We start from the raw sequence: 25,959 nt of genomic DNA on the forward strand, positions 1-25,959 counted from the left end.
TCGGGACCGCCCGGTCCGATCCGGGGAGGCCCGGCTTGGTCTGGCTCGGTCCGGCTCGGCTCGGTCCGGCTCGGTCCGGTCTGGCTCGGTCCGGGCAGGCTCGGTCCGGCCTGGCTCGGTCCGGCCTGGCTCGGCCCGGCCCGGCCCGGCCCGGCTCGGTCCGGCGCGGCTCGGCGCGACCCGTCCAGGTCGGGCCCGCCCCAGCGCGGCCCGGCCCGCCCCAGCGCGGCCCGGCCCGCCCCAGCGCGGCCCGGCCCGCCCCAGCGCGGCCCGGCGCGACCCAGCCCGGTCGAGACCTCCCGGTCCGGCCCGCCCGCCCCGGCCCAGCCCGACTCGCCCCGGCCCAGCCCAGCCCGCCCCGGCGCGAGCCGTCGGGCGTGTTCGCCTCGTACGGTGAGGCAGAATCGGAAGGGTCCGTTCATACGCGGCGGACAAAGGATCACCCCGGCCGCCACCACCACCGCCGTCCGGCGGTGATCCGAGCGCCCGCTGCCGCCCGCCCCCTCCCGACGTCCCTGAAGGCCCCATGCCCCCGACGCTCGCCTCGCTCGTCCACCACACCGCGCTCAAGCTGACCGTGCGCGCCGGTGCGGACCGGCTGGATGTGTCCGTCCGCTGGGCGCACGCCAGCGAGCTGGCCGATCCGGTGCCCTACATGGAGGGCGGCGAGCTGCTGCTGATCACCGCGCTCAAGCTGGACGCCGAGGATCCCGAGGCCATGCGCCGCTACGTGAAGCGGCTGGTCGGGGCGGGCGTCGTCGGGCTCGGGTTCGCCGTCGGGGTGCACTACGAGGAGATCCCGGGCGCGCTCGTCGACGCGGCCCGCGACCAGCACCTCCCGCTCCTCGAAGTGCCGCGCAGGACGCCGTTCCTCGCCATCAGCAAGGCCGTCTCCGCCGGGATCGCCGCCGAGCAGTACCAGGCGGTCACCGCGGGATTCGCCGCCCAGCGCGAACTGACCAGGCAGGCCCTCACCGAAGGCCCCGACGGGCTGCTCGCCGCGCTCGCCTCCCAGGTCGACGGCTGGGCGGCGCTCTACGATGCGTCCGGCGCCGTCGTCGCAACCGCGCCCGAGTGGGCCGGACGGCGGGCCGCCAGGCTCACCGCCGACGTGGAACGGCTGCGGGAGCGGCCCGCCCCGGCCTCCGCCGTGGTGGGCGGCCCCGCCGGCGAGGACCGCGTCGAACTGCACTCGCTCGGCACCGGACGCCGTCCGCGCGCCGCGCTCGCCGTCGGCACCGCGGCCACCCTCGGCACCGCCGAGCGGTACGCCGTCCACTCCGCGATCGCGCTGCTGACCCTCACCACCGAACGGTCCCGCTCGCTCCAGGCCGCCGAGCAGCGGATCGGCGAGGCCGTGCTGCACATGCTGCTCGCCGGCCAGCCCGACCCCGCGCGCGCGGTCGCCGGCGACCTGTACGGCGGGCTCCTGGACGCGCCGTTCCGGATCGTCCTCGCCGAGCCGGGGACCGCCCGCGCCTCGGGCGGCGATCCGCTGGCCGGGCTCACCGAGGCCGTCGAGTCCGCCGCCGCGCGCGCCGGGGAGCCGCTCCTCGTGGTCCCGGGCGGCGCGCGGCTCGTGGTGCTCGCCGCCGACGGGGGCGCCGCGCTCACCGCCTGCGCCACCTACGCGACGGCGCTGGAGGCGGCCAGGGCGGCCGGGGAGCGGCCCGCGGCCGACGAGGACACGCTCGTCGTGGGCGTTTCCGCGCCGGTCGGCCCGGTCGCCGCGGCGGCCGGGCACCGACAGGCCGAGCAGGCGCTGTCGGTGGCCAGGCGGCGCGGCCGGGTCTGCGTGGAGCACGAGCAGCTCGCCGCCGGCTCGGTGCTGCCGCTGCTCGCCGACGACGCGGTGCGGGCCTTCGCCGACGGGCTGCTGCGCCCGCTCTACGAGCACGACGCGACCGGCCGCGGCGACCTGGTCGACTCCCTGCGGGCCTGGCTCTCCCGGCACGGCCAGTGGGACGCGGCCGCCGCCGACCTGGGCGTGCACCGGCACACCCTGCGCTACCGGATGCGCCGGGTCGAGGAGATCCTCGGCCGCTCCCTCGACGACGCGGACGTCCGGATGGAGCTGTGGCTCGCGTTGAAGACGGCCGGCGGCACCGCGTGACGGCTTCCCGCCTATCTGGAGTGCGCGCCACCGGCACTGCTACACCCCGGACAAACGCGTCCGCGCCGCCGCGCGCCTACCGTGGACCGGGCAACCGCAAGCACACCCCCCAACGTGGAAGGGCCGGGACTCGCACATGACTTCCAGCTACGCCTTCTGGCTCGCCGGCCGCCAGGCCACCGGCGAGGACACCTTCGACGTCACCTCCCCGTGGGACGGACGTCTCGTCGGCACGGTGTCCGTCCCGACGGACGCCCAGGTCGAGGAGGCCGTGGCCGCCGCCCACGCGGTGCGCGAGGAGTTCGCCGCGACCCCGGCGCACGTCCGCGCCGCCGCCCTCGACCACGTCAGCCGGCGACTCGTCGAGCGCACCGAGGAGTTCGCGCAGCTCATCTCGGCCGAGAACGGCAAGCCCGTCAAGTGGGCCCGCGGCGAGGTCGGCCGCGCGGTCTCGGTGTTCCGGTTCGCCGCCGAGGAGGCCAGGCGGTTCAACGGCGGCGAGGCGCAGCGCCTCGACACCGACGCGGGCGGCCAGGGCAGGCTCGCCCTCACCCGCCGCTTCCCGAAGGGCGTCGTGCTGGGCATCGCGCCGTTCAACTTCCCGCTGAACCTCTGCGCCCACAAGATCGCCCCGGCGATCGCGGCCGGCGTCCCGATCATCCTGAAGCCCGCTCCCGCCACCCCGCTCTCCGGCCTGATCATCGGCGACCTGCTCGCCGAGACGGAGCTGCCCGCCGGGTCGTGGAGCATCCTGCCGGTCGCCAACGACAAGATGCCCGCCCTGGTCAAGGACGAGCGGCTGCCGGTGATCTCCTTCACCGGGTCGGAGAAGGTCGGCTACGCGATCATGGACTCGGTGCCGCGCAAGCACTGCACCCTGGAACTGGGCGGCAACGGCGCGGCCGTGGTCCTCGCCGACTGGGCGAGCGACGCCGACCTCGACTGGGCCGCCACCCGCATCGCGACCTTCTCGAACTACCAGGGCGGCCAGTCCTGCATCTCGGTGCAGCGGGTGATCGTCGACGCGGCCGTCCACGACCGGCTGGTGCCGCGCATCGTCGCCGCCGTCGAGGCCCAGGTCACCGGCGACCCGTCCGACCCGAAGACCGACGTGGGACCGCTGGTCAGCGAGGACGCGGCGCGGCGCGTCGAGTCGTGGGTGTCGGAGGCGGTCGGCGCCGGGGCCGAGCTGCTCACCGGTGGCGAGCGGGACGGCGCGAGCTACACGCCGACCGTCCTCACCGACCTGCCCGCCGACACCACCCTCGCCCGCGAGGAGGTCTTCGGGCCGGTCCTGAGCATCGTCAAGGTGGACGGCGAGGCGGAGGCGTTCGCCGCCGTCAACGACTCCAAGTACGGCCTCCAGGCAGGGGTGTTCACCCATGACCTGCAGGCCGCGTTCCGTGCCCACCGGGCGCTCGAGGTCGGCGGTGTGATCGTCGGCGACGTGCCGTCCTACCGCGCCGACCAGATGCCGTACGGCGGCGCCAAGCAGTCGGGCGTCGGCCGCGAGGGCGTCAGGTTCGCGATGGACGACTACACCTACGAGCGCGTCATGGTCCTCACCGGCATCGACCTCTGACCCCGGTCGACCCGTTCTCGAAGGGGCCCGGCACCGCTGCCCAGCGGGTGCCGGGCCCCTTCTCGCGTCGGCGGCCCCGGACCCTCAGCCGGAGAAGCCGACGTGCGCGAGCCGCAGCGGGCCGCGCAGCCTCAGCCGGACGTCGCGCACTCCTTCGGCGACGATCCCGGCGCGGACGGTGGTGTAGTCGTAGGGGCCGCGCGGCTCGTCCGGCCTCAGGGTGAGCGAGGCGAGCACCGGGCCGCCGTCCAGGGCGAGTTCGAGGGTGCCCTCGCCGGCCAGCGCGGCGCCGACCTCGGTGGCACCGTCCTCGAAGTCGCAGGCACGGAAGACGAGTTCGGCGCTGCGGCCGGACGCGGGCGTCACCGCGTCGCCCGCCGTCCTGCTCCGGTCGACGATCGCCGCGCCGCTCTGCTCGTCGAAGTCGGCCGCGTCCAGGCCCCGGCGCAGAACGGGCCGCGGGGCGGCGGGAGTTCCCTCCAGCGGCACCGTCGTGCGCAGCCTGATGTCCTCGCTCGACGCGCCCACCAGCAGTTCGTAAGGACCCGGCTCCAGGCGCCAGTCGCCCCTGGCCACGTCCCAGAACGCGAAGGCGGAGAGCGGGACGTCGAAGGCGAGCGCGGTCCGGGCGCCGGGGGCCAGGGTGATCCTGCGGTGCGCGAGCAGTTCGCGGCGCGGCCGGGGCACCGACCCCGCCACCGCCCGCGTGTAGAGCTGGGCGACCTCGTCGGCGGTGACGTCCCCGGCGTTGGTCACCGTGAAGGACACCCGGACGCTGCCGTCGTCGACCCGGGCCGACAGGTCCGCGTAGCCGAACGTCGTGTAGGAGAGGCCGTGTCCGAACGGGAACAGCGGGCTCCCCTCGAAGTAGAGGTAGGTCTGCCGGCCGCCGATCACGTCGTAGTCGAGGAGGTCGGGCAGGTCGGCGTCGCTCCCGTACCAGGTCTGCGGCAGCCGCCCGGCGGGGGAGACGTCACCGGCGAGGACCCGGGCCAGCGCGGTGCCCGCGGCCTGCCCGCCGTGCGCGGTCCACAGCACGGCGGGCGGCGCGGGCGTCTCGACGGTGTACGGGTAGGCCGACACCAGCGCGAGGACGGTGCGCGGGTTCGCGGCCCGCGCCGCCCGCAGCAGCCGCCGCTGGTGCTCGGGCAGCCGCAGCGTCGAACGGTCCTCGGTCTCCCGGCCGCCTATGTGCGGGTCGTTGCCCGCGACCACCACGACCACGTCCGCCGCCCCCGCGGCGCGGGCCACCGCGTCCTCGCCGCGCTCGACGACCACGATCTCGAAGACCTCGGGCCGCTCGTCGGCAACCCGCACGCCCTCGGCGGCGACTGACACGGGACGACCCGTACCGAGGTGCCGGAGGAGGTGGCCGCCCGCGTGGGGTTCGAGACGGAACGTCTCCTGGACGACCCAGCCGCCCGGCTGGTCGGCGGAGGCGCGCACCAGGCCGTCGTCGGCGACCGAGAGGTAGCGGCCGTCGGGCGCGCGCAGGGTCCAGACGCCGTCGCCCCAGCCGATCAGGGCGAGTTCGGTGCCGGTGGCGTCGGTGGTCAGCGGCGGCAGGTCGGTGCGGCCCGCGAGCAGCGCGGGGTCCAGGGCGCCGTCCGCGCCGCGGGTCTCCTCGGGGGCGTCGGGGGCGGCGGGCACGTGCAGGAAGGTGCCGGCGGCGGTCCTGAGGCGGACGCGGTCGACGCCCTCGGCGAAGGTGACGCGGTCGGCGCCGAACCGCTCGTACAGGCCCTCCAGCGGGGTGCTGCGGTGGATCAACGTGCCGCTGTACCAGTCGAGTTTGCACTCGTCGGCGAGGAGTCCGACCACCGCGACCCGGGTGTCGGGGGCGAGCGGCAGCAGTCCGTCGTTGCGCAGCAGCACGATGGCCTGCTCGGCGGCCTCCCGCGCGAGCGCCCGGTGCGCGGGGGTGTCGAAGGCCGCGTCGTCCCGGTACGGGTCCTCGCCCGGGTCGAACTCCCCGAGCCGCAGCCGCACGGCGAGCTGTCTGCGCACCGCCGTGTCGAGGTCGGCCTCGGTCAACAGGCCCTGATCGAGGGCGCCTTGGACGCGGGCGACGATGTGCGAGGAGTCCGTGCCGTGGTCGGTGAAGCTGTCCACGCCCGCCCGCAGGGCCGCCGCCGTCGCCTCCTCGTGGGTGTCGAAGTAGTGCTCGGAGTCGACCAGGTTGGAGGGCGCCCCGGCGTCCGAGCAGACCAGCAGCTCCTGGTCGGTCCAGGTCCGCAACTGCTCGCGCAGATACGGCGAGACGTGGTTGGGGCGGCCGTTGACCAGGTTGTAGGCCGGCATCACCCCGGCCACCGCGCCCGCCTCGACGGTCTCCTTGAAGGCCCGCAGGTCGTACTCGTGCAGTACCCGGGGCCGTACCGTGCTCGACGACGTGTCCCGGTCCCGCTCGTTGTTGTGGGCCAGCCAGTGCTTGAGGACCGGCGCGGTGCGCCAGTACACCGGGTGGTCGCCGCGCAGGCCGCGGGTGTACGCCGTCGCGATGGCGGAGGTCAGCCGGGGGTCCTCGGAGTAGCCCTCCTCGTTGCGGCCCCACAGCGGGTGGCGCAGCAGGTTGACGGTGGGGGACCAGACGTTCAGGCCGACCCGGTCGTCGTGCGCGCGCATCGCGCGGGCCTCGCGTCCGACGGCCTCGCCGATCCGGCGCACCAGGTCGGTGTTCCAGGTCGTGCCGAGGCCGACGGCCTGCGGGAACACCGTCGCCGGGCCCATCCACGCCACCCCGTGCAGGGCCTCCTGGCCGGTGCGGAACGCGGCGATGCCCAGGCGGTCGACGGCGGGCGTGTACTGGTGCAGGAAGGAGACCTTCTCGGCGGGCGTGAGCCGGGCCAGCAGGTCGTCGATGCGCTTCGCGAACGGCAGCCGCGGATCGCGGAACGGCGGCGTGGGCGGCGTCTGTGCGGTCACGTGAGGGTCCCCTTGCGATGGAGCGTCGGAACTCTTTCGAAGCGCTTCGATGCTCATTCGACGGACCACCGGGTGTCAAGACATCCCCCCGCAACACCTCCGACTTTTCCCGGCATCGCAAGCCTCATATGAACGCGCGCCAAACCCGCACACCTCGGAGGAATCTTGGGAGCGACCCTTGTGCGCCCCTTGCCCTTCACTTAACCTCGCAGCAACATCGAAGCGCTTCGACTCCTGGGTGGCCACCGCACAGGGTGCGTGTCCCGGCACAGACGTCGGAGGACCGCTTCGGCTCAGCAGTTCCACTCACGACACCGCAGCCGACGTCCCCACCGCCGGGTGTCCTGGTGCGCCATGAAGGGTTGACGCAATGACGCCGAACGCCGCTTCCCGCTCCGGTGGTTCCTCAGGACCGAGCCGCCGCAGCTTCCTCGCCTCCACCGCGGTCGCCACCGCCGCGGTCGCGGGCGGGCTGCCGCTGCTCTCCGCGTGCGGCGGCTCGGACAGCGGGTCGGGAGGAGGGTCGTCGGCGGGCAAGGGCGCGAAGAAGCTGCTGCCCTCCTACACCGCGGGCGGTGTGGTCACCCCGGACATCCCCGCCAAGAACGGCTCGGCGGCCGGCTTCACCGCCGAACTCGACATCGCGGGCCTGAAGACGTCGGTGCCCGAGAAGCTCGGCAAGGGCGGCAAGGTCACCGTCATGTCGCCGTTCTGGGGCTCGCCGCCGGGGAACGACAACGCCTACTACCGGGCGATGAACGAGCTGACCGGCGTCGACGTCGTCTGGCAGAACCAGGACGGCAACACCTACGACCAGAAGCTCGGCGCGGTCCTCGCCTCCAGCGACGTACCGGACGTGGTCGTCGTCCCCGGCTGGAACATGGGCGGCAAGATACCCAGCGCCATCACCGGCAAGTTCGCCGACCTCGGGCCCTACCTCTCCGGCGACAAGGTCGAGCGGTACCCGAACCTCGCGGCGATCCCCACCGACGCCTGGCAGCGCTGCATCTTCGGCGGCAAGCTGCGCGGCCTGCCGATGCCGTCGTCGTACGTCACCAACATCGTGCCCCTCTACCGCAAGGACATCTTCGACAAGGAGGGCTACGAAGTCCCGCGCTCCGCCGCCGAGTTCATGGCGCTCGCGAAGGACATCACCAACGCGCGGGCGAAGCGCTGGGCCTGCCAGGACATGAAGTGGACGGCGTTCAACACCTTCGGCGTGCTCTCCGGCGGCGAGAAGCCGCTCGGCTGGAACCTCGTCGACGGCAAGCTCGTCTACCGCGTCGAGACCGACGCCTACCTCGAAGCCCTGGAGTGGACGCGCAAGCTGTTCGCCGCGGGCGTCGTCCACCCGGACGCCATGCTGGGCAAGAGCAGCGCCACCGACCCCGGCCCCAAGTTCGCGGCCGGCGAGTTCCTCATCTACAACCAGGACATCTCGCAGTGGTGGAGCCGCTCCGCCGAACAGGCCACCCAGAACCCCGCGTACAAGATCTGGGGCATGGACATCTGGGGCCACGACGGCGGCGACCCGACGATCTGGGCCACCCAGCCCGCCAACATCTTCGCCTTCATCAGCAAGAAGGCGTCCGAATCGGTGATCAGGGACGCGCTGGCCGTCGCCGACGTCACGGCCGCGCCGTACGGCACCAAGGAGTACATGCTCACCAACTACGGTGTGCAGGGCACCCATTACACCGTCAAGGACGGCGTGCCCACCAAGACCAAGCAGGGCAACATCGACGTCCTCAACGCCTTCGTGATGGTGGCGAGCCCCGCCCCGACCATCGCCCACCCGGACTTCCCCGACGTCACCAGGGCCATGGTCGAGTGGCAGCAGCGGATGGGCGCCTTCACCAAGAAGTCCACGTTCTACGGCCAGCAGATCACCGAGCCGACCCGCTACACCAACCTCTCCAACGACTTCGAGCAGTTGGAGGACGACATCGTGCGCGGCCGCAAGAAGGTCTCCGACATGCAGCAGGCCGCCTCCGACTGGAAGAACAAGGGCGGCGACAAGCTCCGCGACTGGTACCAGAAGCTGCTCGACGACAACGGCTCGGCCACGAGCTGACCGGCACCGAGGCAAGGAGAACGGCCGTGTCCCACAGCACGGTGCCTCGCGACAGGGCCGAGGCCGACACCACAGGGACCAACCCGCAGGCACGGGACGACGCCACCGGGCCCCCGCGCACCGACCGCCCCGGCAGGGTGAGCCTCCGCGTCCGGCTGCGCCGCGACCGCGTCCTGCTGCTGATGACCCTGCCGGCACTCCTGCTGGTGCTGCTGTTCAACTACGTCCCGATCCTCGGCAACATCGTCGCCTTCCAGGACTACGACCCCTACATCAGCGACAACGGCGTCGTCTCGATCCTGCACAGCCCCTGGGTCGGCGTCGAGAACTTCCAACGGATCGTCGCGGACTCGGCGTTCTGGAACGCGGTGACGAACACACTGCTGCTGTTCTTCCTCCAGCTCGTGCTGTTCTTCCCGCTCCCGATCCTGCTCGCGCTGCTGATCAACAGCGTCGTCAGACCCCGGGTGCGGGCGCTGTCGCAGGCCATCCTCTACCTGCCGCACTTCTTCTCCTGGGTGCTGGTCATCGCCGTCTTCCAGCAGCTGTTCGGCGGCGCGGGAATCCTCTCCCAACTCCTGCGCCAGCACGGGTACGACGGGCTCGACATCATGACCGACCCGGACACCTTCAAGTTCCTCATCACCGCGCAGAGCGTCTGGAAGGACGCCGGCTGGGGGATCATCGTCTTCCTCGCCGCCCTCGCCTCCGTCAGCCCCGACCTGTACGAGGCCGCCGCGATGGACGGCGCGGGCCGCTGGCGCCGCATGTGGCACGTCACCCTGCCCGCGCTGCGGCCGGTGATCGCGCTGCTCCTGGTGCTGCGCGTCGGCGACGCCCTCACCGTCGGCTTCGAACAGATCCTGCTGCAACGCGACGCCGTCGGACCGGGGGCGTCGGAGGTCCTCGACACCTTCGTGTGGTGGAACGGTGTCCGCAACCAGGACTTCGGATACGCGGCCGCCGCCGGTCTGGTCAAGGGCGTGGTCAGCCTCGGGCTGGTCCTCGCCGCGAACAAGGTCGCCCATCTGATGGGCGAGCAGGGGGTGTACAAGAAGTGAGCGCCGTCGTCGACAAGCCGCCCGCGCGCCCGCCGTCCCGGTGGGCCGCGCCGCCCCGGCCGGTGTGGGAGGAGAAGCCCCGCGCGACCGGCCTCGCGGGCAAGGGCCTCGTCCTCGCCCTCGCCTGCCTCGGCATCCTCTTCCCGCTCTGGATCGTCGTCGTCACCAGCCTCTCCTCGCGCCGCGCCATCGACGAGGCCGGCGGCCTCGTGATGGTGCCCCACGACCTCACCTTCGTCGCCTACCGCGAACTCCTCAGCGGCGGCCAGGTCACCCGCGCCACCGTCATCAGCGTCCTCGTCACCCTGGTCGGCACCGCGTTCTCGATGACCGTGTCGGTGCTCTGCGCCTACGGACTCTCCCGGACGACGTCGGTCGGCCACCGCTGGCTGCTGATGACGCTGCTCGCCACGATGTTCTTCAGCGCGGGCCTGATCCCCACCTATCTGCTGGTGCAGTCCCTCGGCCTCACCGACAGCTATCTCGCGCTGATCCTGCCGAGCGCCATCAGCGTCTTCAACATCCTGGTGCTGCGCGGGTTCTTCATGGGCATCTCGCAGGAACTCACCGACAGCGCCCGCATCGACGGCGCAGGCGACTTCCGCATCCTGTGGCAGATCGTGATGCCGCTCTCCCGCGCCGTGCTCGCCGTGATCACGCTGTTCTACGCCGTCGGCTACTGGAGCGCCTGGTTCAACGCGTCGCTGTACCTCAACGACCAGGACATGATGCCGCTGCAGAACGTCATGATCCAGCTGGTGCAGAAGCAGGAGGCGCCGGTGGGGCTCGGACAGGCCATCAAGACGGGGGAGCTGTCGGGGCTCGCCGTGCAGATGGCGGTCATGGTGATGGCGCTGCTGCCGGTCGCGGTGCTCTCGCCCTTCGTCCAACGCCACTTCAGGAAGGGCATGTTGACCGGGGCGGTCAAGGGATGAGCCGCGCCCCGCAGCCCCGGCCCGGCCTCGGCACGGTGACCCGCGGCCGGATCCTGTTCGGCGGCGACTACAACCCGGAGCAGTGGCCCGAGGAGACCTGGCGGGAGGACGTCCGGCTGATGCGTGACGCCGGCGTCAACTCCGTCACCGTCGGCGTCTTCTCCTGGGCCAGGATCGAACCCCGCCCGGACGCACGAGAGTTCGGCTGGCTGGACCGGCTGATGGAGCTGCTGCACGACCACGGCGTCGGGGTCGTGCTCGCCACCCCGACCTCCGCGCCACCGCCCTGGCTCGGCAGGCTGCACCCCGAGACCCTGCCGCGCGACGAGGACGGGCGCGTCGAGTGGTGGGGCGGACGCCAGCACTTCTCGCACTCCAGCGCCGCCTACCGGCGCCGCGCCGCCGCCGTCACCGAGGACCTCGCCGCCCGCTACGCGGACCACCCCGCCCTCACCCTGTGGCACATCAACAACGAGTACTGCACCTACGACTGGGGCGACGAGGCCGCCGCCCGGTTCCGTACCTGGCTGCGCGCCAGGTACGGCGACCTCGACGGCCTCAACTCCGCCTGGGGCACCGCGTTCTGGAGCCAGGGCTACGGCGAGTGGGCGGAGGTCATGCCGCCCAGGCACGCCCACTACCTGAAGAACCCCACCCAGGTCCTCGACTTCAAACGGTTCACCTCCGACATGCTCCTCGAGTGCTACACCGCCGAGCGCGACATCGTGCGCGGCCACACCCCGCACCTCCCGGTCACCACCAACTTCATGCCGCTGTGGGCAGGCCAGGACGCCTGGCGGTGGGCCGAGGAGGAGGACGTCGTCTCCGTCGACCTCTACCCGGACCCGCGCGACCCCTACGGCGCCCAGCACGGCGCGCTCGTGCAGGACATGACCCGCTCCCAGGCGCGCGGCCCCTGGATGCTGATGGAGCAGGCGGCGGGACCGGTCAACTGGCGGGGCGTCAACCACCCCAAGCCACGCGGCCTCAACCGGCTCTGGTCCCTCCAGGCGGTCGCCAGGGGCGCCGACGCCGTCTGCTACTTCCAGTGGCGCCAGTCCCGGCAGGGCGCCGAGAAGTTCCACTCCGGGATGCTCGGCCACGCGGGGGAGGAGGGCCGCACCTTCCAGGAGGTCAAGCAGATCGGCGCCGAACTGGCCTCCCTGGCACCACACGTGACGGACCGTCACTACATCGCGGACATCGCCGTGCTGCACGACTGGCACGCCTGGTGGGCCGGCGCCCACGAGGGCCGGCTCTCCATCCACGTCGACCACGCCGACCTGCTCACCACCTGGCACCGCGCCCTGTGGCGGGCCCACCTCACCACCGACTTCGCCCACCCCGAACACGACCTCAGCGCCTACAGGCTGGTCGTCGTCCCGCAGCTGTACGCCCTCACCGACCGGGCCGTCGACAACCTCGTCGGCTATGTGCGCGGCGGCGGCACCCTGGTCAGCGGCTTCCTGACCGGCGTCGCCGACCGGGACGACCGGATCAGACCGGGCGGCATGGACGCGCGGCTGCGCACCCTCTTCGGCATCCGCGTCCTGCACGAGTGGTGGCCGCTCGACGCCGGCGAGACCGTCGCGACGGACACCTTCGACGGCACCCTGTGGTCGGAGGAGATCGACCCGGCGCCGGACGCCGTCGCCGAGGCCGTCTACCGCGGCGGCGAACTCGACGGCCTGCCCGCCGTGCTGCGCAGGGGCCGCGCCTGGTACCTCTCCACCCTCCCCGCACCCGACGCCCTGCGCACCCTGCTCACCGGGATCGCCGAGTCCGCGGGAATCCACCCGGTCCTCGCCGGACTCCCCGCCGAGGTCGAGGCGGTGCGCCGCGGCGACCTGCTGTTCCTGCTCCACCACGGGCGCGAACCGGTCACCGTGGAGGTGCCCGGCAGCCACCGCGACCTGCTCACCGGCGCTGTCGTCACCGACCGCGTCACCCTCGGCCGGTACGGAGCGGCGGTGCTCGCGCCATGACGACGACCCACGCCCGCGTCCGGCTCCCGGTGGCGGTGCCGCCGTCATGACCCTCGCCCACGGCACCTGGGAACCGCGCCCCGCCGCCCGCTGGGAGGACGGCTTCCTGAGCGGCAACGGCCGCCACGGCACCCTCATGTTCGGCGACCCGAACGACGAGCGGGTCGTCGTCACCCATCACGCGCTGGTCCGCCCCAACGGCGGCGAACACGCGCGGCCACCCGCGCTCGCCGCCGAACTCCCCTCCCTCCAGGACCGGTTGCTCGCCGGTGACCTGTTCGCCGCCGAGACCTTCACCGACGGACGCCCCCTCCAGTGGGTGCAGCCCTTCCACCCCGCCTTCCAGACCCGGGTGCGCCGCCCGGCCGCCGCACCGGGCCCCTACCGGCGCTCCGTCGACTTCACCACCGGCGTCACCGCGTCGGTCCACGGCCACCTCGACAGCCGGGTCTTCGTCTCCCGCGCCGACGACGTGATCGTCCACCGGATCACGGGACCCGACCTCGACATCGTCCTCGACCACCGGCTGCCCGGAGCGCCGCGCGGCCTCGCCGTCGGCGAGAGCGCCGTCCTCACCTCCGACGGCGCCCTGCTCAGCCTGCGGGTCCGTTACCCCGGCGGCGACCGCGCCTACACCGGCCTCACCCTGGTGGTGGCCGCGGGCGGCCGGGTCCGGCTGACACCCCCCGGCGTCCACGTCACCGGCGCCCGCTCGGTACTGCTGCTCACCCGGGTGCGACGGCACACCGGCGAACCGGACCCCACCGCCGACGGCCGGGCCCTGCGCGCCCTGCTGCCCGACGACCCCGACCCGTACGCCCGCCTCCTCGACCGGCACACCACCGCGCACACCACCGCCTACCGGCGCGTCACCCTCGACCTGCACGCCGATCCCGCCGAACGCGCTCTGCCGGGCTCCGAGTTGCTGACCCGCCCCGGCAGCCCCGCCCTGCTGGAGCGGCTGTTCGCGGCCGGCCGCTACCACCTGCTCAGCGCCAGCGGCCTCAACCCGCCACGCCTGACCGGCCTGTGGACGGGCGACTGGGACACCGCCTGGTCAGGCGCCTTCACCAACGACGCCAACCTCAACCTCCAGACCGCCTCGGCCACCGCGACCGACCTCCCCGAGGTGACCGAGGCCCACGCGTCCCTGATCCACCGCCAGGCCGACGACTGGGCCGAGAACGCCCGCACCGTCTTCGGCGCCCGGGGCATGGTGGCGCCCGCCCACAGCGACGGCGACAGCGGCCTGAGCTACCACTTCAGCCGCGAGTACCCGCTGCACCTGTGGACCGCGGGCGCCGACTGGCTGCTCACACCGCTCGTCCACCACGACGAGACCCGAGGCACCCGCGACCCGCGCACCGCCGCCGCCCTCGCCCGGGTCGCGCTGTTCTACGAGGACTTCCTCACCCGCACCGACGCCACGGGACGGCTCGCCCTCGTCCCCTCCTACTCGCCCGAGAACCGGCCCGCGGGCGGCAGTTGGGGCGCCATCGACGCGGCCATGGACCTCTCCGCCGCCCGGCACGCCCTGCGCACCGCCGCCGCCTACCACCCGGGACCCGACGCCGAGCGCTGGAGAGCCCTCGCCGACCGGCTCCCACCGCACCGCGTCAACGCCGACGGCGCCCTCGCCGAATGGGCCCGCGAGGGCCTGGGCGACCGCTACGACCACCGTCACCTCAGCCATCTCTACGGCGTCTGGCCGCTCGACGAGATCAACCCCTACGACACCCCCGCCCTCGCGGCCGCCGCGCACCGCGCCCTCGCCCTGCGCGGCGCCGAGAACGACTCCGCGCACGGCCACCTCCACCACGCCCTGATCGCCGCCCGGCTGCGCGACGCCGACCGGGTCAACCACGCCCTCGGCCAGGTGCTGCGCGGCGACTTCTTCCACGACTCCCTGATGAGCGCCCACTACCCGGGCCGCGACGTCTACAACGCGGACGCCGCCCACACGCTGCCCGCCGTCGTCGTCGAGTCGCTCGTCCAGTCGACGCCCGACCGGCTGGTCCTGCTGCCCGCGCCGGTCCGCCCGAGCGGCCGGCTGCTCGGCGTCCGCACCCGGTTCGGGGCCGCACTCGACCTCACCTGGACCCCCGACGGCTGCACCGCGGTGCTCCGCCCCACCCGGACCCACCGCGTCGAACTCAGGACTTCCTCCGGCGCCCGGCCGCTCGATCTCGTCGCCGGAGAAGACCGCGTCCTCACCCTGGGGGCGCGCTGACCCGGTACCTCCCCCCACCCATGGAAGGGACACCATGGCACCCACCACCCCGAGCAGGATCGCCAGGATCCTGCTGACCCCCGCCCTCGCGCTCGGCTTCACCGTCGGCGTCGCCTCCGCGCCCGCCTCGGCCGCCGTCTGGAACTCCTGCGACCAGTGGGGCAACACCACGCTGAACGGCTACACGCTCTACAACAACATCTGGGGCTCGGGCGCCGGCAGCCAGTGCGTCTGGGCCAACTCCGGTACCAACTGGGGCGTCTGGGCGAACCACCCCAACACCGGCGGCATCAAGTCCTACCCGAACTCCAAGAAGGTGATCAACAAGTCGATCACCTCGCTCGCCTCGCTCACCAGCAGCTACAACGTCACCGTCCCGTCGTCGGGCGCGTACAACACGTCGTACGACATCTGGGACACCGACTACGACTACGAGATCATGCTCTGGGTCAACAAGACCGGCGCGGTCGGCCCGCTCGGCACCTCGCAGGGCAACCTCACCCTGGGCGGCCACACCTGGACCGTCTACAAGGGCGACAACGGCGCCAACCAGGTCTTCTCCTTCGTCCGCACCTCCAACTCGACCTCCGGCACGGTCGACGTCCTGCCGATCCTGAAGTGGATCAAGGACACCAAGGGCTGGTTCGGCAACGAGACGATCGGCGACGTGCAGTTCGGCTACGAGATCACGTCGTCCTCGGGCGGCCTGGACCTTACCACCAACAACCTGACGGTCAGCAGCAGTTGAGCGGAGCCGGGGGCGGGGTCCGCGCGGTTCCCCGCCCCCGGCGCGCTACTCGCCCACCGGCAGCGACGCCCCGTCCCGCAGGAACAGCGGGATCCGCTCCAGCGGCGCCTCGACGGTGACCGTCGCGCCGCCCTCGTACCCGCGGCCGGTCCACGCGTCCGTCCAGGTCGCCCCGGCCGGCAGCCGCACGGCGCGGGTCCTGGCGCCCGCCTCCAGGACCGGCGCGACCAGCAGATCGGGGCCGAGCAGATAGGCGTCGTCCACCGACCAGGCCGCCGGGTCGCCGGGGAACTCCAGGAACAGCGGGCGCATCACCGGCAGCCCCTCCTCGTGCGCCTGCCGCATCACGTCCAGGACGTAGGGGCGCAGCCGCTCCCGCAGCCGCAGGTACCGCTCCAGGATCGCGCCCGCCCGAGGTCCGTACGACCAGACCTCGTTGGGGCCGCCGGTCATCTCGGGGCCGAGCGGCATGCCCGGGTCGCGGAAGCCGTGCAGCCGCATCAGCGGGGACAGCGCCCCGAACTGGAACCAGCGGACCATCACCTCCCGGTACGCCGGGTCGTCCGGGTCGCCGCCGTGGAAGCCGCCGATGTCCGTGTTCCACCACGGGATGCCGGACAGCGACGTGTTGAGCCCCGCCGCGATCTGCCGCCGCAGGGTCGGGAAGTCGGTGCCGATGTCACCGGACCACACCGCGGCGCCGTAGCGCTGACTGCCCGCCCAGGCCGAGCGGTTGAGGGTGATCACCTCGTCGTGCCCCGACGCCCGCAACCCCTCGTGGAACGTACGGGAGTTCTCCGCCGGGTACGCGTTGCCGACCTCGAGGCCGGGACCCGCCCAGTAGCGCAGGTTCTCCTGGAACCCCGGCTTCAGCTCAGGCTCGCAGGCGTCCAGCCAGAACGCCGTTATCCCGTACGGATCGAGGTAGTTCTCCTTGATCCTGGACCAGAGGAAATCACGCGCCCGCGGGTTCGTCGCGTCGTAGAACGCGACCTGGACCGTGGAGGCGACCCCCTTGTCCGGCCAGTCGGCGTGCGCCGTCGGACCGTACTCCGTGCCGATGAAGTGGCCGCGCTGCTCCATCAGTTGATGGTTCTCGCTGAGCGGCGACACCGACGGCCACACGCTCACCACCAACGTGATGCCCAGCTCGTCGAGTTCGCGCACCATCGCCGCCGGGTCGGGCCACTCGGCGGGGTCGAACTTCCACTCGCCCAGATGCGTCCAGTGGAAGAAGTCGCAGACGATCGCCGAGATCGGCAGTCCGCGCCGCTTGTACTCCCGTGCCACGGCGAGGAGTTCGTCCTGGGTGCGGTAGCGCAGCTTGCACTGCCAGAACCCGGCCGCCCACGCGGGCAGCATCGGGGTGCGCCCGGTGACCGCGCTGTAGCGGCGCTGCCCGTCGGCCGGGGCGCCCGCGGTGATCCAGTAGTCGATCTGCCGGGCCGAGTCGGCCACCCAGCGGGTGCCGTTGCCCGCCAGCTCCACCCGGCCGATCGCCGGGTTGTTCCACAGCAGGGTGTAGCCGCGGCTGGAGGAGAGCACCGGGACGGTGATCTCGGCGTTGCGCTGCACCAGGTCGACCACCAGCCCCTTCTGGTCGAGCCGCCCGTGCTGGTGCTGGCCGAGGCCGTACAGCTTCTCGTCGTCGTAGGCGGCGAACCGCTGCTCCAGGCGGTGGCTGCCGCCCCCGACCGGGGTGTAGAGGCGCGGGCCGGGCCACCAGAAGTGGGCGCGCTGCTCGGCGAGCAGCTCCGAGCCGTCGGCGGTGCGCAGGAACCGGAGCTGCCCCTCGGCGTCCACCTCCACGGTGAGCGCGCCGACCGTCAACCGACCGTGCCCCGCGCCGGTCTTGACGCTCGACGAGGCCGGCGGCGGGGTGTCGAGCAGCGCGCCGGGCAGGTTCTCCAGGAGGGGGCCGCCGAGGCGGGCCCTGACCCGGACCGCGTCCGGGCCCCACGGCTGGATCCGCACGGTCTCCTGACGGCCGCTCCACTCCAGCGCGCCGTCCCGCTCGCGGAAGGTGCCGACGGTGGGCGACGACTGCGCCAGGCTGACCGTGCCCCTGGACTGGTGCGAGGCAGGCTGATTCACGTGGGGTGCTCCTGATGACGTGGAGACAGGGGGGTGCCCCGGAGGGCGCGGGGGCGGTGCGCGGAAGGTCGGGGGAGGGTGCGGGGCGGTGCGCGGACGTCAGGCGGGGGCGCCGGCGGGCGCCGGACCCGTGCTCGCCCTGACCGTCAACTCGGGTGCGATCAGCACGACATCGTCGAGGTCGCGGCCGTCGAGCTTGGCCATCAGCTGTTCGACGGCGCTGCGGCCCATCTCCTGGGCGGGGATGGCGACGGACGTCAGCCGCACGGACGCCTGCACGGCGACCTGCTCCGGGCAGATGGCGACCACCGACACGTCCTCGGGCACCGCCCTGCCCTGCTGGCGCAGCAGGGCGAGCAGCGGCTCCACCGCCGACTCGTTCTGCACCACGAACCCGGTGGTGCCCGGCCGTTCGTCCAGCACCCGGGCGAGGGTCGCGGCCATCGCGGCGTAGCCGCCCTCGCACGGCCTGTGCAGCAGCCGGATGCCCAACTCCCGTGCCCGGGACCTGAGTCCGTCCAGGGTGCGTTCGGCGAAGCCGGTGTGCCGCTCGTAGACGGCGGGTGCCTCGCCGATGACAGCGATGTCACGGTGGCCGAGCAGCGCCAGATGCTCGACGCAGAGCGCGCCCGTCGCCCGGAAGTCGAGATCGACGCAGGTGAGCCCCGTGGTGTCGGCCGGCAGCCCGATCAGCACCGACGGCTGCTCGTCCCCCGGCCTCGCCCCCGCTCGGCCCAGGGTGCCGCCGCCGCGCAGCAACGGCAGCCGCTCGTCGTCGAGTTCGACGTCCATCAGGATCATCGCGTCGGCCAGGCCGCTGCCGGTGACCCGGCGGACCGCGTCCGGGCCCTCCTCGCCGGTGAGCAGCAGGACGTCGTAGCCGTGGGTGCGGGCCGTGGTGGCGACCGCGATGGCGATCTCCATCATCACCGGCACGTACATGTCGGTGCGCAGCGGCACCATCAGCGCGATGATGTTGGACCGGCTGCTGGCCAGCGCCCGCGCCCCGGCGTTCGGGTGGTAGCCGAGCTCCTTGATGCTCTCCTCCACCCGCAGCCGGGTGGTCGTGGAGATGGACCGCTTGCCGCTGAGGACATAGCTCACCGTGCTCGCCGAGACTCCGGCGTGCTGGGCGACCTCGGCGAGGGTGACCATCCAGCTCTCCCAGCGGTGTGAAGCGCTTCGACAGTGCGCAAGGTGTACAGGGGCAGGTGAGGGTGGTTCGACAGTAGCTTCCCGCCGAGAGGGTGTCCATAGGGTGTCGAAGCGCTTCGACACCAATTCCCGGCGAACCGGCGAACCGGCGACCGGCGACCGGCGAACCGGTTACCGGGCGCTCCGCCCGGCCGGTTCTCGTCACGCCCGTCCCGCGCGCCCGTCCCGCCCGCCCGTCCGGGGCGGCCGGCCGCTGGGCCGAACGGCTGCGCGCGGGGTGGTGGCCCCGTCCGGGATCAGGTACATACGTTCAGGTAGCACCCGTCGGTAGTCAAACAGGACCATGATCCCGATCCGCGACGAGGTGGACCCATGTCCGCACCACCCAGCAGCAAGCCCACCGTCTCCGAGCGCGAGGCCCGCGAGGTGGCCGAGGCGGCCCGCGACCAGGAGTGGCGCAAGCCGAGCTTCGCCAAGGAACTCTTCCTCGGCCGCTTCCGGCTCGACCTGGTCCACCCGCACCCCACCCCCGCCGCCGAGGACGTCGGACGCGGCGAGGAGTTCCTCGCCCGGCTGCGCGCCTTCTGCGAGACACGCATCGACGGCGCCCTCATCGAGCGCGAGGCGCGCATCCCCGACGAGGTGGTCGCGGGACTCAAGGAACTCGGCGCCCTCGGCATGAAGATCGCCCCCGAGTACGGCGGCCTCGGCCTCACCCAGGTGTACTACAACAAGGCGCTCGCCCTGGTCGGCTCGGCCTCGCCCGCGGTCGGCGTGCTGCTCTCGGCCCACCAGTCGATCGGCGTGCCGCAGCCCGTGAAGCTGTTCGGCACCGACGAGCAGAAGCGGGCCTTCCTGCCCCGCTGCGCCCGCACCGACATCAGCGCCTTCCTGCTCACCGAGCCCGACGTCGGCTCCGACCCGGCCCGCCTGGCCGCGAGCGCGGTCCCCGACGGCGACGACTACCTCCTCGACGGCGTGAAGCTGTGGACCACCAACGGCGTCGTCGCCGACCTGCTGGTGGTGATGGCCAGGGTGCCCAGGAGCGCGGGCCACAGGGGCGGCATCACCGCCTTCGTCGTGGAGGCCGACTCGCCCGGCATCACCGTCGAGAACCGCAACGCCTTCATGGGCCTGCGCGGCATCGAGAACGGCGTCACCCGCTTCCACCGGGTCAGGGTCCCGGCCGCGCACCGGATCGGCCCCGAGGGCGCGGGCCTGAAGATCGCCCTGACCACTCTCAACACCGGCAGGCTCTCGCTGCCCGCGTCCTGCGTGGCGGCGGGCAAGTGGTGTCTGAAGATCGCCCGCGAGTGGTCGGCGGCCCGCGAGCAGTGGGGCAAGCCGCTCGCCCACCACGAGGCGGTCGGCGCGAAGATCTCCTTCATCGCCGCCACCACCTTCGCCCTCGAAGCCGTCCTCGACCTGTCGAGCCAGATGGCCGACGAGGACCGCAACGACATCCGCATCGAGGGCGCGCTCGCCAAGCTCTACGCCTCCGAGATGGGCTGGCGGATGGCGGACGACCTGGTCCAGCTCCGCGGCGGGCGCGGCTTCGAGACCGCGGCCTCCCTCGCGGCCCGCGGCGAACGGGCGGTCCCCGCCGAGCAGCTCCTGCGGGACCTGCGCATCAACCGCATCTTCGAGGGCTCCACCGAGATCATGCATCTGCTGATCGCGCGGGAGGCCGTCGACGCCCACCTCGCCGTGGCCGGGAACCTCATCGACCCCGAGGCGACCCTCCAGGACAAGGCGAAGGCGGGCGCGAGCGCCGGGGTCTTCTACGCCAGGTGGCTGCCCAAGCTCGTCGCGGGGCAGGGCCAACTACCGGGCGCCTACCCGGAGTTCCGCCGCGAGGTGGACCTCTCCAAGCAGTTGCGCTACGTCGAGCGCACCGCCCGCAGACTGGCCCGCGCCACCTTCTACGGGATGTCCCGCTGGCAGGGCCGGATGGAGACCAAGCAGGGCTTCCTCGGCCGGATCGTCGACATCGGCGCGGAGCTGTTCGCGATGAGCGCGGCCTGCGTACGGGCCGAACTCCTGCGCTCCCGGGGCGACCACGGTCGCGAGGCGTACCAACTCGCCGACGCCTTCTGCCGCCAGGCCCGCATCCGGATCGAGGAACTCTTCGGACGGCTGTGGACCAACACCGACGATCTGGACCGCACAGTCGTCAAGGGTGTCCTCGCGGGCACCTACAGCTGGCTGGAGGACGGCATCGTCGACCCCTCGGGGGAGGGCCCGTGGATCGCGGCGACCGACCCAGGGCCCTCCGAGAAGGAGAACGCGCACCGCACGATCCGGTGAACGCCCCCGGCGGCGGGTGCCGTCAGCAGTACGTGTCGCTGGGGTCCCGCGTCGTCCAGGAGCAGGAGTCGGCCTTGCCGCCGCTCGCCTTGAGCAGCGTCGCCGTGTCGCTGGTGTTGTTCCAGACGTACGCGGCCCGGTTCTGGAACGTGTTCGACGCGGTGTCCGAGCCCTTGCCGGTCCGTACCTTCAGGGTCTTGCCAGCGCCGATCTTGATGTTCTTGAAGGTGTAGCGGTGGTTCGAGGCGTCCTTGAGGACCCAGCCCTTCAGTGTGATCGCGGAGCGGCTGGTGTTCTTGATCTGCACCCACTCCGCGTTCAGGCTCTTGTTCGACCGGTCGTCAGGACCCGGGCTGTCGAACCAGACGTGGTGGATGACGACCCCGCCGGCGGCTTCGGCGGGTGAGCTGAGCAGGGTGCCGGTCAGGACGGCGGCGCCCGCGAGAGCGGGCAGAGCGGCGCGCATGCGCATGGAGATCCCCCCGGATGTCCGTTCGCCGGTCGATCGTCCACCGACCGGTGAGAGAAGTGTTACCACATGATCTTCACCTGGGTTTCACAAAGGAGGTTTTCCCTGCAATCGACCCAAGGAGCGACAAGCCACCCGCCCGAGGGACGCCCTGTCCCGCCACCCTCCCGATACGGCAACAATGGGGGAATGAGCGACAGTCCAGCACCCCTCGCCGACCCCCACGTCGTCTACGATCCCGTGGCGGGCGGCGGCCCCAAGGATCTCGTGATCCTCGGATCCACCGGGTCGATCGGCACCCAGGCCATCGACCTCGTGCTGCGCAACCCCGACCGCTTCACGGTCTGTGGCATCTCCGCCGACGGCGGGCGGGTCTCCCTGCTGGCCGAGCAGGCCCACCGGCTGCGGGTGCGGACCGTCGCCGTCGCCCGGGAGAGCGCCGTACCTGCCCTGCGCGAGGCGCTCTCCGCGCGCTACGGCACGGGCGAGCCGCTCCCCGAGATCCTCGTGGGCCAGGACGCCTCCACCGACCTGGCCGGCTCCCCCTGCCACACCGTGCTCAACGGCATCACCGGCTCCATCGGCCTCGCCCCCACCCTCGCCGCGCTGACCGCGGGCCACACCCTCGCGCTCGCCAACAAGGAGTCGCTCATCGTGGGCGGCCCGCTGGTCAAGGCGCTGGCCGAGCCGGGCCAGATCATCCCGGTCGACTCCGAGCACGCGGCCCTCTTCCAGGCGCTCGCCGCCGGCACCCGCGCCGACGTCCGCAAACTCGTCGTCACCGCGTCGGGCGGCCCCTTCCGCGGCCGCACCAGGGCCGACCTCGCGCGGGTCACCGTCGAGGAAGCCCTCGCCCACCCCACCTGGGCGATGGGCCCGGTGATCACCATCAACTCCGCGACCCTCGTCAACAAGGGGCTGGAGGTGATCGAGGCGCACCTCCTCTACGACATTCCCTTCGACCGCATTGAGGTGGTCGTGCATCCCCAGTCGTATGTCCACTCGATGGTTGAGTTCACGGACGGATCGACACTGGCCCAGGCGACGCCCCCCGACATGGGCGGCCCGATCGCCATCGGCCTCGGCTGGCCCGAACGGGTACCGGACGCGGCCCCCGCGTTCGACTGGAGCAAGGCGTCGACGTGGGAGTTCTTCCCGCTCGACGACGAGGCGTTCCCCTCGGTGAGCCTCGCCCGGCACGTGGGCGGGCTCGCGGGGACCGCCCCGGCGGTGTTCAATGCCGCCAACGAGGAGTGCGTCGAGGCCTTCCGCGCCGGCGCGCTGCCGTTCAACGGGATCATGGACACCGTGACCCGGGTGGTCGAGGAACACGGCACCCCGGACCCGGGAACCTCGCTCACCGTTCAGGACGTCCTCGAAGCGGAGACCTGGGCACGAGCCCGTGCCAGGGAACTGACAGCGCAGACGGCGACCGCGGAGGCGCGTGCATGACGTCCTTGATGATGATCCTCGGCATAGTCGTCTTCGCGTTCGGCCTGCTGGTCTCGATCGCCTGGCACGAACTGGGCCACCTGTCCACGGCGAAACTCTTCGGCATCCGGGTCCCGCAGTACATGGTCGGCTTCGGCCCGACGATCTTCTCCCGCACCAAGGGCGACACCGAGTACGGCATCAAGGCCGTCCCGCTCGGCGGCTACATCCGCATGATCGGCATGTTCCCGCCCGGCCCCGACGGCCGCCTGGAGGCCCGCTCCACCTCGCCCTGGCGCGGCATGATCGAGGACGCCCGCTCGGCCGCCTTCGAGGAACTGCGCCCCGGCGACGAGACCCGCCTCTTCTACACCCGCGCCCCGTGGAAACGGGTCATCGTGATGTTCGCGGGCCCCTTCATGAACCTGATCCTCGCGGTGGCGCTGTTCTTCACCGTCCTCATGGGCTTCGGCGTCTCCCAGCAGACCACCACCGTCAGCTCCGTCTCCCAGTGCGTCATCGCGCAGAGCGAGAACCGCGACAGCTGCCGGACGGGCGACGCCGCCTCCCCGGCCGCCGCCGCCGGACTCAAGGCGGGCGACAAGATCGTCTCCTTCGGCGGGGTGAGGACCCAGGACTGGGACAGGCTCTCCGACCTGATCCGCGCCAACCCCGGCAAGGACGTCCCGATCGTCGTCCAGCGCGACGGCAAGGACCTCACCCTGCACGCGACCATCGCCACCAACCAGGTCGCCAAGAAGGACTCAAGCGGCGCCATCGTCCAGGGCCAGTACGTCAAGGCCGGCTTCCTCGGCTTCAGCGCCGCCACCGGCATCGTCCGCCAGGACTTCGGCGACTCCGTGACCTGGATGAGCGACCGCGTCGGCGACGCCGTCGACTCCATCGTGGCGCTCCCCGGCAAGATCCCCGCCCTCTGGGACGCCGCCTTCGGCGACGGCAAGCGGGCGGCTGACTCCCCGATGGGCGTGGTCGGCGCGGCCCGCGTCGGCGGTGAGATCTTCACCCTCGACATCCCCGCCAGCCAGCAGCTCGCGATGTTCGTCATGCTGGTCGCCGGCTTCAACCTCTCGCTGTTCCTCTTCAACATGCTCCCGCTGCTCCCGCTGGACGGCGGCCACATCGCCGGCGCCCTCTGGGAAGGGCTGCGCCGCAACCTCGCGAAGCTGCTGCGCCGCCCCGACCCCGGCCCCTTCGACGTGGCGAAGCTGATGCCGGTCGCCTACGTCGTCGCCGGGATCTTCGTCTGCTTCACCATCCTGGTGATGATCGCGGACGTGGTGAACCCGGTACGGATCTCATGATCCGGTGACCGCGGTCACCGCGTGGGTCGCGGGGGTCGCGTGATCGCGCGATCGCGCGATCCACGCGGTTCCCCTCCCGGACACCCCCGGTTCACGGCGGCCCGGCACCCTCGGTGCCGGGCCGCCCCCGTCGGGTGGGTTTCCCGCTGTGATGTGCTCGGGCCAAGCCATGTGTCGTAATCTCGAAGCCTGGAGCCCGATGACCGCGGGACCGGAGCCTGATCCACGACTTGGGGTTGCACAGCAGATGACTGCGATTTCTCTCGGCATGCCGTCCGTCCCGACCCGGCTCGCCGAGCGCCGGAAGAGCCGGCAGATCCAGGTCGGCTCCGTGGCGGTGGGCGGCGACGCCCCGGTCTCCGTCCAGTCGATGACCACGACCCGCACCTCCGACATCGGCGCCACCCTCCAGCAGATCGCCGAGCTGACCGCCTCCGGCTGCCAGATCGTGCGGGTGGCCTGCCCGACGCAGGACGACGCGGACGCCCTGTCGACGATCGCCCGCAAGTCGCAGATCCCGGTCATCGCCGACATCCACTTCCAGCCGAAGTACGTGTTCGCGGCGATCGAGGCCGGCTGCGCCGCCGTCCGCGTCAACCCGGGCAACATCAAGCAGTTCGACGACAAGGTCAAGGAGATCGCGGGCGCCGCCAAGGACCACGGCACGCCGATCCGCATCGGCGTCAACGCCGGCTCCCTCGACCGGCGCCTGCTCCAGAAGTACGGCAAGGCCACCCCGGAGGCGCTCGTCGAGTCGGCGCTGTGGGAGGCGTCCCTCTTCGAGGAGCACGGCTTCCGGGACATCAAGATCTCGGTGAAGCACAACGACCCGGTCATCATGATCGAGGCGTACAAGCAGCTCGCCGCCCAGTCCGACTACCCCCTCCACCTCGGCGTCACCGAGGCGGGCCCGGCCTTCCAGGGCACCATCAAGTCGGCCGTCGCCTTCGGCGCCCTGCTCTCCCAGGGCATCGGCGACACCATCCGCGTCTCCCTCTCGGCGCCGCCCGCCGAGGAGGTCAAGGTCGGCATCCAGATCCTGGAGTCCCTCAACCTCAAGCAGCGCGGCCTGGAGATCGTCTCCTGCCCGTCCTGCGGCCGCGCCCAGGTCGACGTCTACAAGCTCGCCGAAGAGGTCACCGCCGGCCTGACCGGCATGGAGGTCCCGCTCCGGGTCGCCGTCATGGGCTGCGTCGTCAACGGTCCGGGCGAGGCCCGCGAGGCCGACCTCGGCGTCGCCTCCGGCAACGGCAAGGGCCAGATCTTCGTCAAGGGCGAGGTCATCAAGACCGTCCCCGAGTCGAAGATCGTGGAGACCCTCATCGAGGAGGCCATGAAACTGGCCGCGCAGATGGAGGCCGACGGCATCACCTCGGGCGAGCCGTCGGTGGCGGTCGCCGGCTGACGAAGCCCCGCCGGCCGGGTCCCCGGGGGATCCGGCCCGTTCCGGCCCCCGCCGGGCGGACCCCCGTCCGCCCGGCCCACGTCCCGCGCCCGCGGCCCGTTCCGCCGCCCGGCCCCGGCCGCC

16 protein-coding genes are annotated in these 25,959 nt (G+C 72.3%); 12 read left to right on the forward strand and 4 right to left on the reverse strand.

Annotated features, from left to right (window positions below):
• The first annotated feature begins 526 nt into the window (after nt 1–526).
• Nucleotides 527–2,113, forward strand: coding sequence for a PucR family transcriptional regulator (locus DDJ31_RS27515; protein WP_127177695.1), 1,587 nt, complete (start codon nt 527–529; stop codon nt 2,111–2,113).
• Between the two features lie 136 nt (nt 2,114–2,249).
• Nucleotides 2,250–3,695, forward strand: a complete 1,446-nt coding sequence (locus tag DDJ31_RS27520) for an aldehyde dehydrogenase family protein (RefSeq protein WP_127177694.1) — start codon at nt 2,250–2,252, stop codon at nt 3,693–3,695.
• A gap of 84 nt (nt 3,696–3,779) precedes the next feature.
• On the opposite strand, the gene DDJ31_RS27525 is transcribed toward DDJ31_RS27520, so the two are convergent.
• Entirely contained in the window at nt 3,780–6,620 is a 2,841-nt protein-coding gene (locus DDJ31_RS27525) for a glycoside hydrolase family 3 C-terminal domain-containing protein (protein WP_127177693.1), read from the reverse strand.
• A gap of 370 nt (nt 6,621–6,990) precedes the next feature.
• Here DDJ31_RS27525 and DDJ31_RS27530 point away from each other — a divergent pair, with 370 nt between their 5' ends.
• The 6 genes from DDJ31_RS27530 to DDJ31_RS27555 are packed head-to-tail and all read left to right on the forward strand — an operon-like array spanning nt 6,991 to nt 15,653.
• On the forward strand, nt 6,991–8,694 hold the full coding sequence (locus DDJ31_RS27530) for an extracellular solute-binding protein (RefSeq protein WP_127177692.1): 1,704 nt from the start codon (nt 6,991–6,993) through the stop codon (nt 8,692–8,694).
• 26 nt (nt 8,695–8,720) lie between these two features.
• Nucleotides 8,721–9,755: an ABC transporter permease gene (locus DDJ31_RS27535; protein ID WP_127177691.1), complete on the forward strand. Its 1,035-nt coding sequence runs from the start codon at nt 8,721–8,723 to the stop codon at nt 9,753–9,755.
• Nucleotides 9,752–10,690, forward strand: a complete 939-nt coding sequence (locus DDJ31_RS27540; protein ID WP_127177690.1) for a carbohydrate ABC transporter permease — start codon at nt 9,752–9,754, stop codon at nt 10,688–10,690. The genes DDJ31_RS27535 and DDJ31_RS27540 overlap by 4 nt, the downstream gene beginning before the upstream one ends.
• Nucleotides 10,687–12,675 (forward strand): beta-galactosidase, encoded by a 1,989-nt coding sequence (locus tag DDJ31_RS27545; protein ID WP_127177689.1) that lies wholly within the window; start codon nt 10,687–10,689, stop codon nt 12,673–12,675. The genes DDJ31_RS27540 and DDJ31_RS27545 overlap by 4 nt, the downstream gene beginning before the upstream one ends.
• A 46-nt stretch (nt 12,676–12,721) precedes the next feature.
• Nucleotides 12,722–14,905 carry a glycosyl hydrolase family 95 catalytic domain-containing protein gene (locus tag DDJ31_RS27550; protein WP_127177688.1) on the forward strand — a complete coding sequence of 728 codons (2,184 nt, stop codon included), beginning with the start codon at nt 12,722–12,724 and terminating at the stop codon, nt 14,903–14,905.
• Between the two features lie 34 nt (nt 14,906–14,939).
• Nucleotides 14,940–15,653 carry a glycoside hydrolase family 12 protein gene (locus DDJ31_RS27555; protein ID WP_127177687.1) on the forward strand — a complete coding sequence of 238 codons (714 nt, stop codon included), beginning with the start codon at nt 14,940–14,942 and terminating at the stop codon, nt 15,651–15,653.
• Between the two features lie 45 nt (nt 15,654–15,698).
• Here DDJ31_RS27555 and DDJ31_RS27560 read toward each other — a convergent pair whose 3' ends face one another.
• Both DDJ31_RS27560 and DDJ31_RS27565 read right to left on the reverse strand, forming a co-directional pair.
• The gene (locus DDJ31_RS27560) at nt 15,699–17,747 is read right to left on the reverse strand and encodes a glycoside hydrolase family 31 protein (RefSeq protein ID WP_127177686.1); all 2,049 of its coding nucleotides are present in this window, start codon (nt 17,745–17,747) and stop codon (nt 15,699–15,701) included.
• A gap of 99 nt (nt 17,748–17,846) precedes the next feature.
• Nucleotides 17,847–18,902, reverse strand: coding sequence for a LacI family DNA-binding transcriptional regulator (locus DDJ31_RS27565; RefSeq protein ID WP_127177685.1), 1,056 nt, complete (start codon nt 18,900–18,902; stop codon nt 17,847–17,849).
• A 372-nt stretch (nt 18,903–19,274) separates the two neighbouring features.
• On the opposite strand from DDJ31_RS27565, the gene DDJ31_RS27570 reads away from it, so the two are divergent.
• Nucleotides 19,275–21,209 carry an acyl-CoA dehydrogenase family protein gene (locus tag DDJ31_RS27570; RefSeq protein WP_127177684.1) on the forward strand — a complete coding sequence of 645 codons (1,935 nt, stop codon included), beginning with the start codon at nt 19,275–19,277 and terminating at the stop codon, nt 21,207–21,209.
• Nucleotides 21,210–21,231: 22 nt separating this feature from the next.
• Here the strand turns inward: DDJ31_RS27570 and DDJ31_RS27575 are convergent, their stop codons facing one another.
• Nucleotides 21,232–21,681: a lamin tail domain-containing protein gene (locus tag DDJ31_RS27575; protein ID WP_127177683.1), complete on the reverse strand. Its 450-nt coding sequence runs from the start codon at nt 21,679–21,681 to the stop codon at nt 21,232–21,234.
• Nucleotides 21,682–21,867: 186 nt separating this feature from the next.
• Here DDJ31_RS27575 and dxr point away from each other — a divergent pair, with 186 nt between their 5' ends.
• From dxr to ispG, 3 genes are all read left to right on the forward strand, one after another.
• Nucleotides 21,868–23,130 carry a 1-deoxy-D-xylulose-5-phosphate reductoisomerase gene (gene dxr, locus DDJ31_RS27580; protein ID WP_127177682.1) on the forward strand — a complete coding sequence of 421 codons (1,263 nt, stop codon included), beginning with the start codon at nt 21,868–21,870 and terminating at the stop codon, nt 23,128–23,130.
• Nucleotides 23,131–23,138: 8 nt separating this feature from the next.
• Complete coding sequence (locus DDJ31_RS27585; RefSeq protein ID WP_127182583.1) at nt 23,139–24,431, forward strand: M50 family metallopeptidase; 1,293 nt, start codon at nt 23,139–23,141, stop codon at nt 24,429–24,431.
• A gap of 247 nt (nt 24,432–24,678) precedes the next feature.
• On the forward strand, nt 24,679–25,836 hold the full coding sequence (gene ispG, locus DDJ31_RS27590; protein WP_127177681.1) for a flavodoxin-dependent (E)-4-hydroxy-3-methylbut-2-enyl-diphosphate synthase: 1,158 nt from the start codon (nt 24,679–24,681) through the stop codon (nt 25,834–25,836).
• Nucleotides 25,837–25,959: the final 123 nt, after the last annotated feature.

It is taken from the genome of Streptomyces griseoviridis, assembly GCF_005222485.1.
Classification (GTDB): domain Bacteria; phylum Actinomycetota; class Actinomycetes; order Streptomycetales; family Streptomycetaceae; genus Streptomyces; species Streptomyces hintoniae.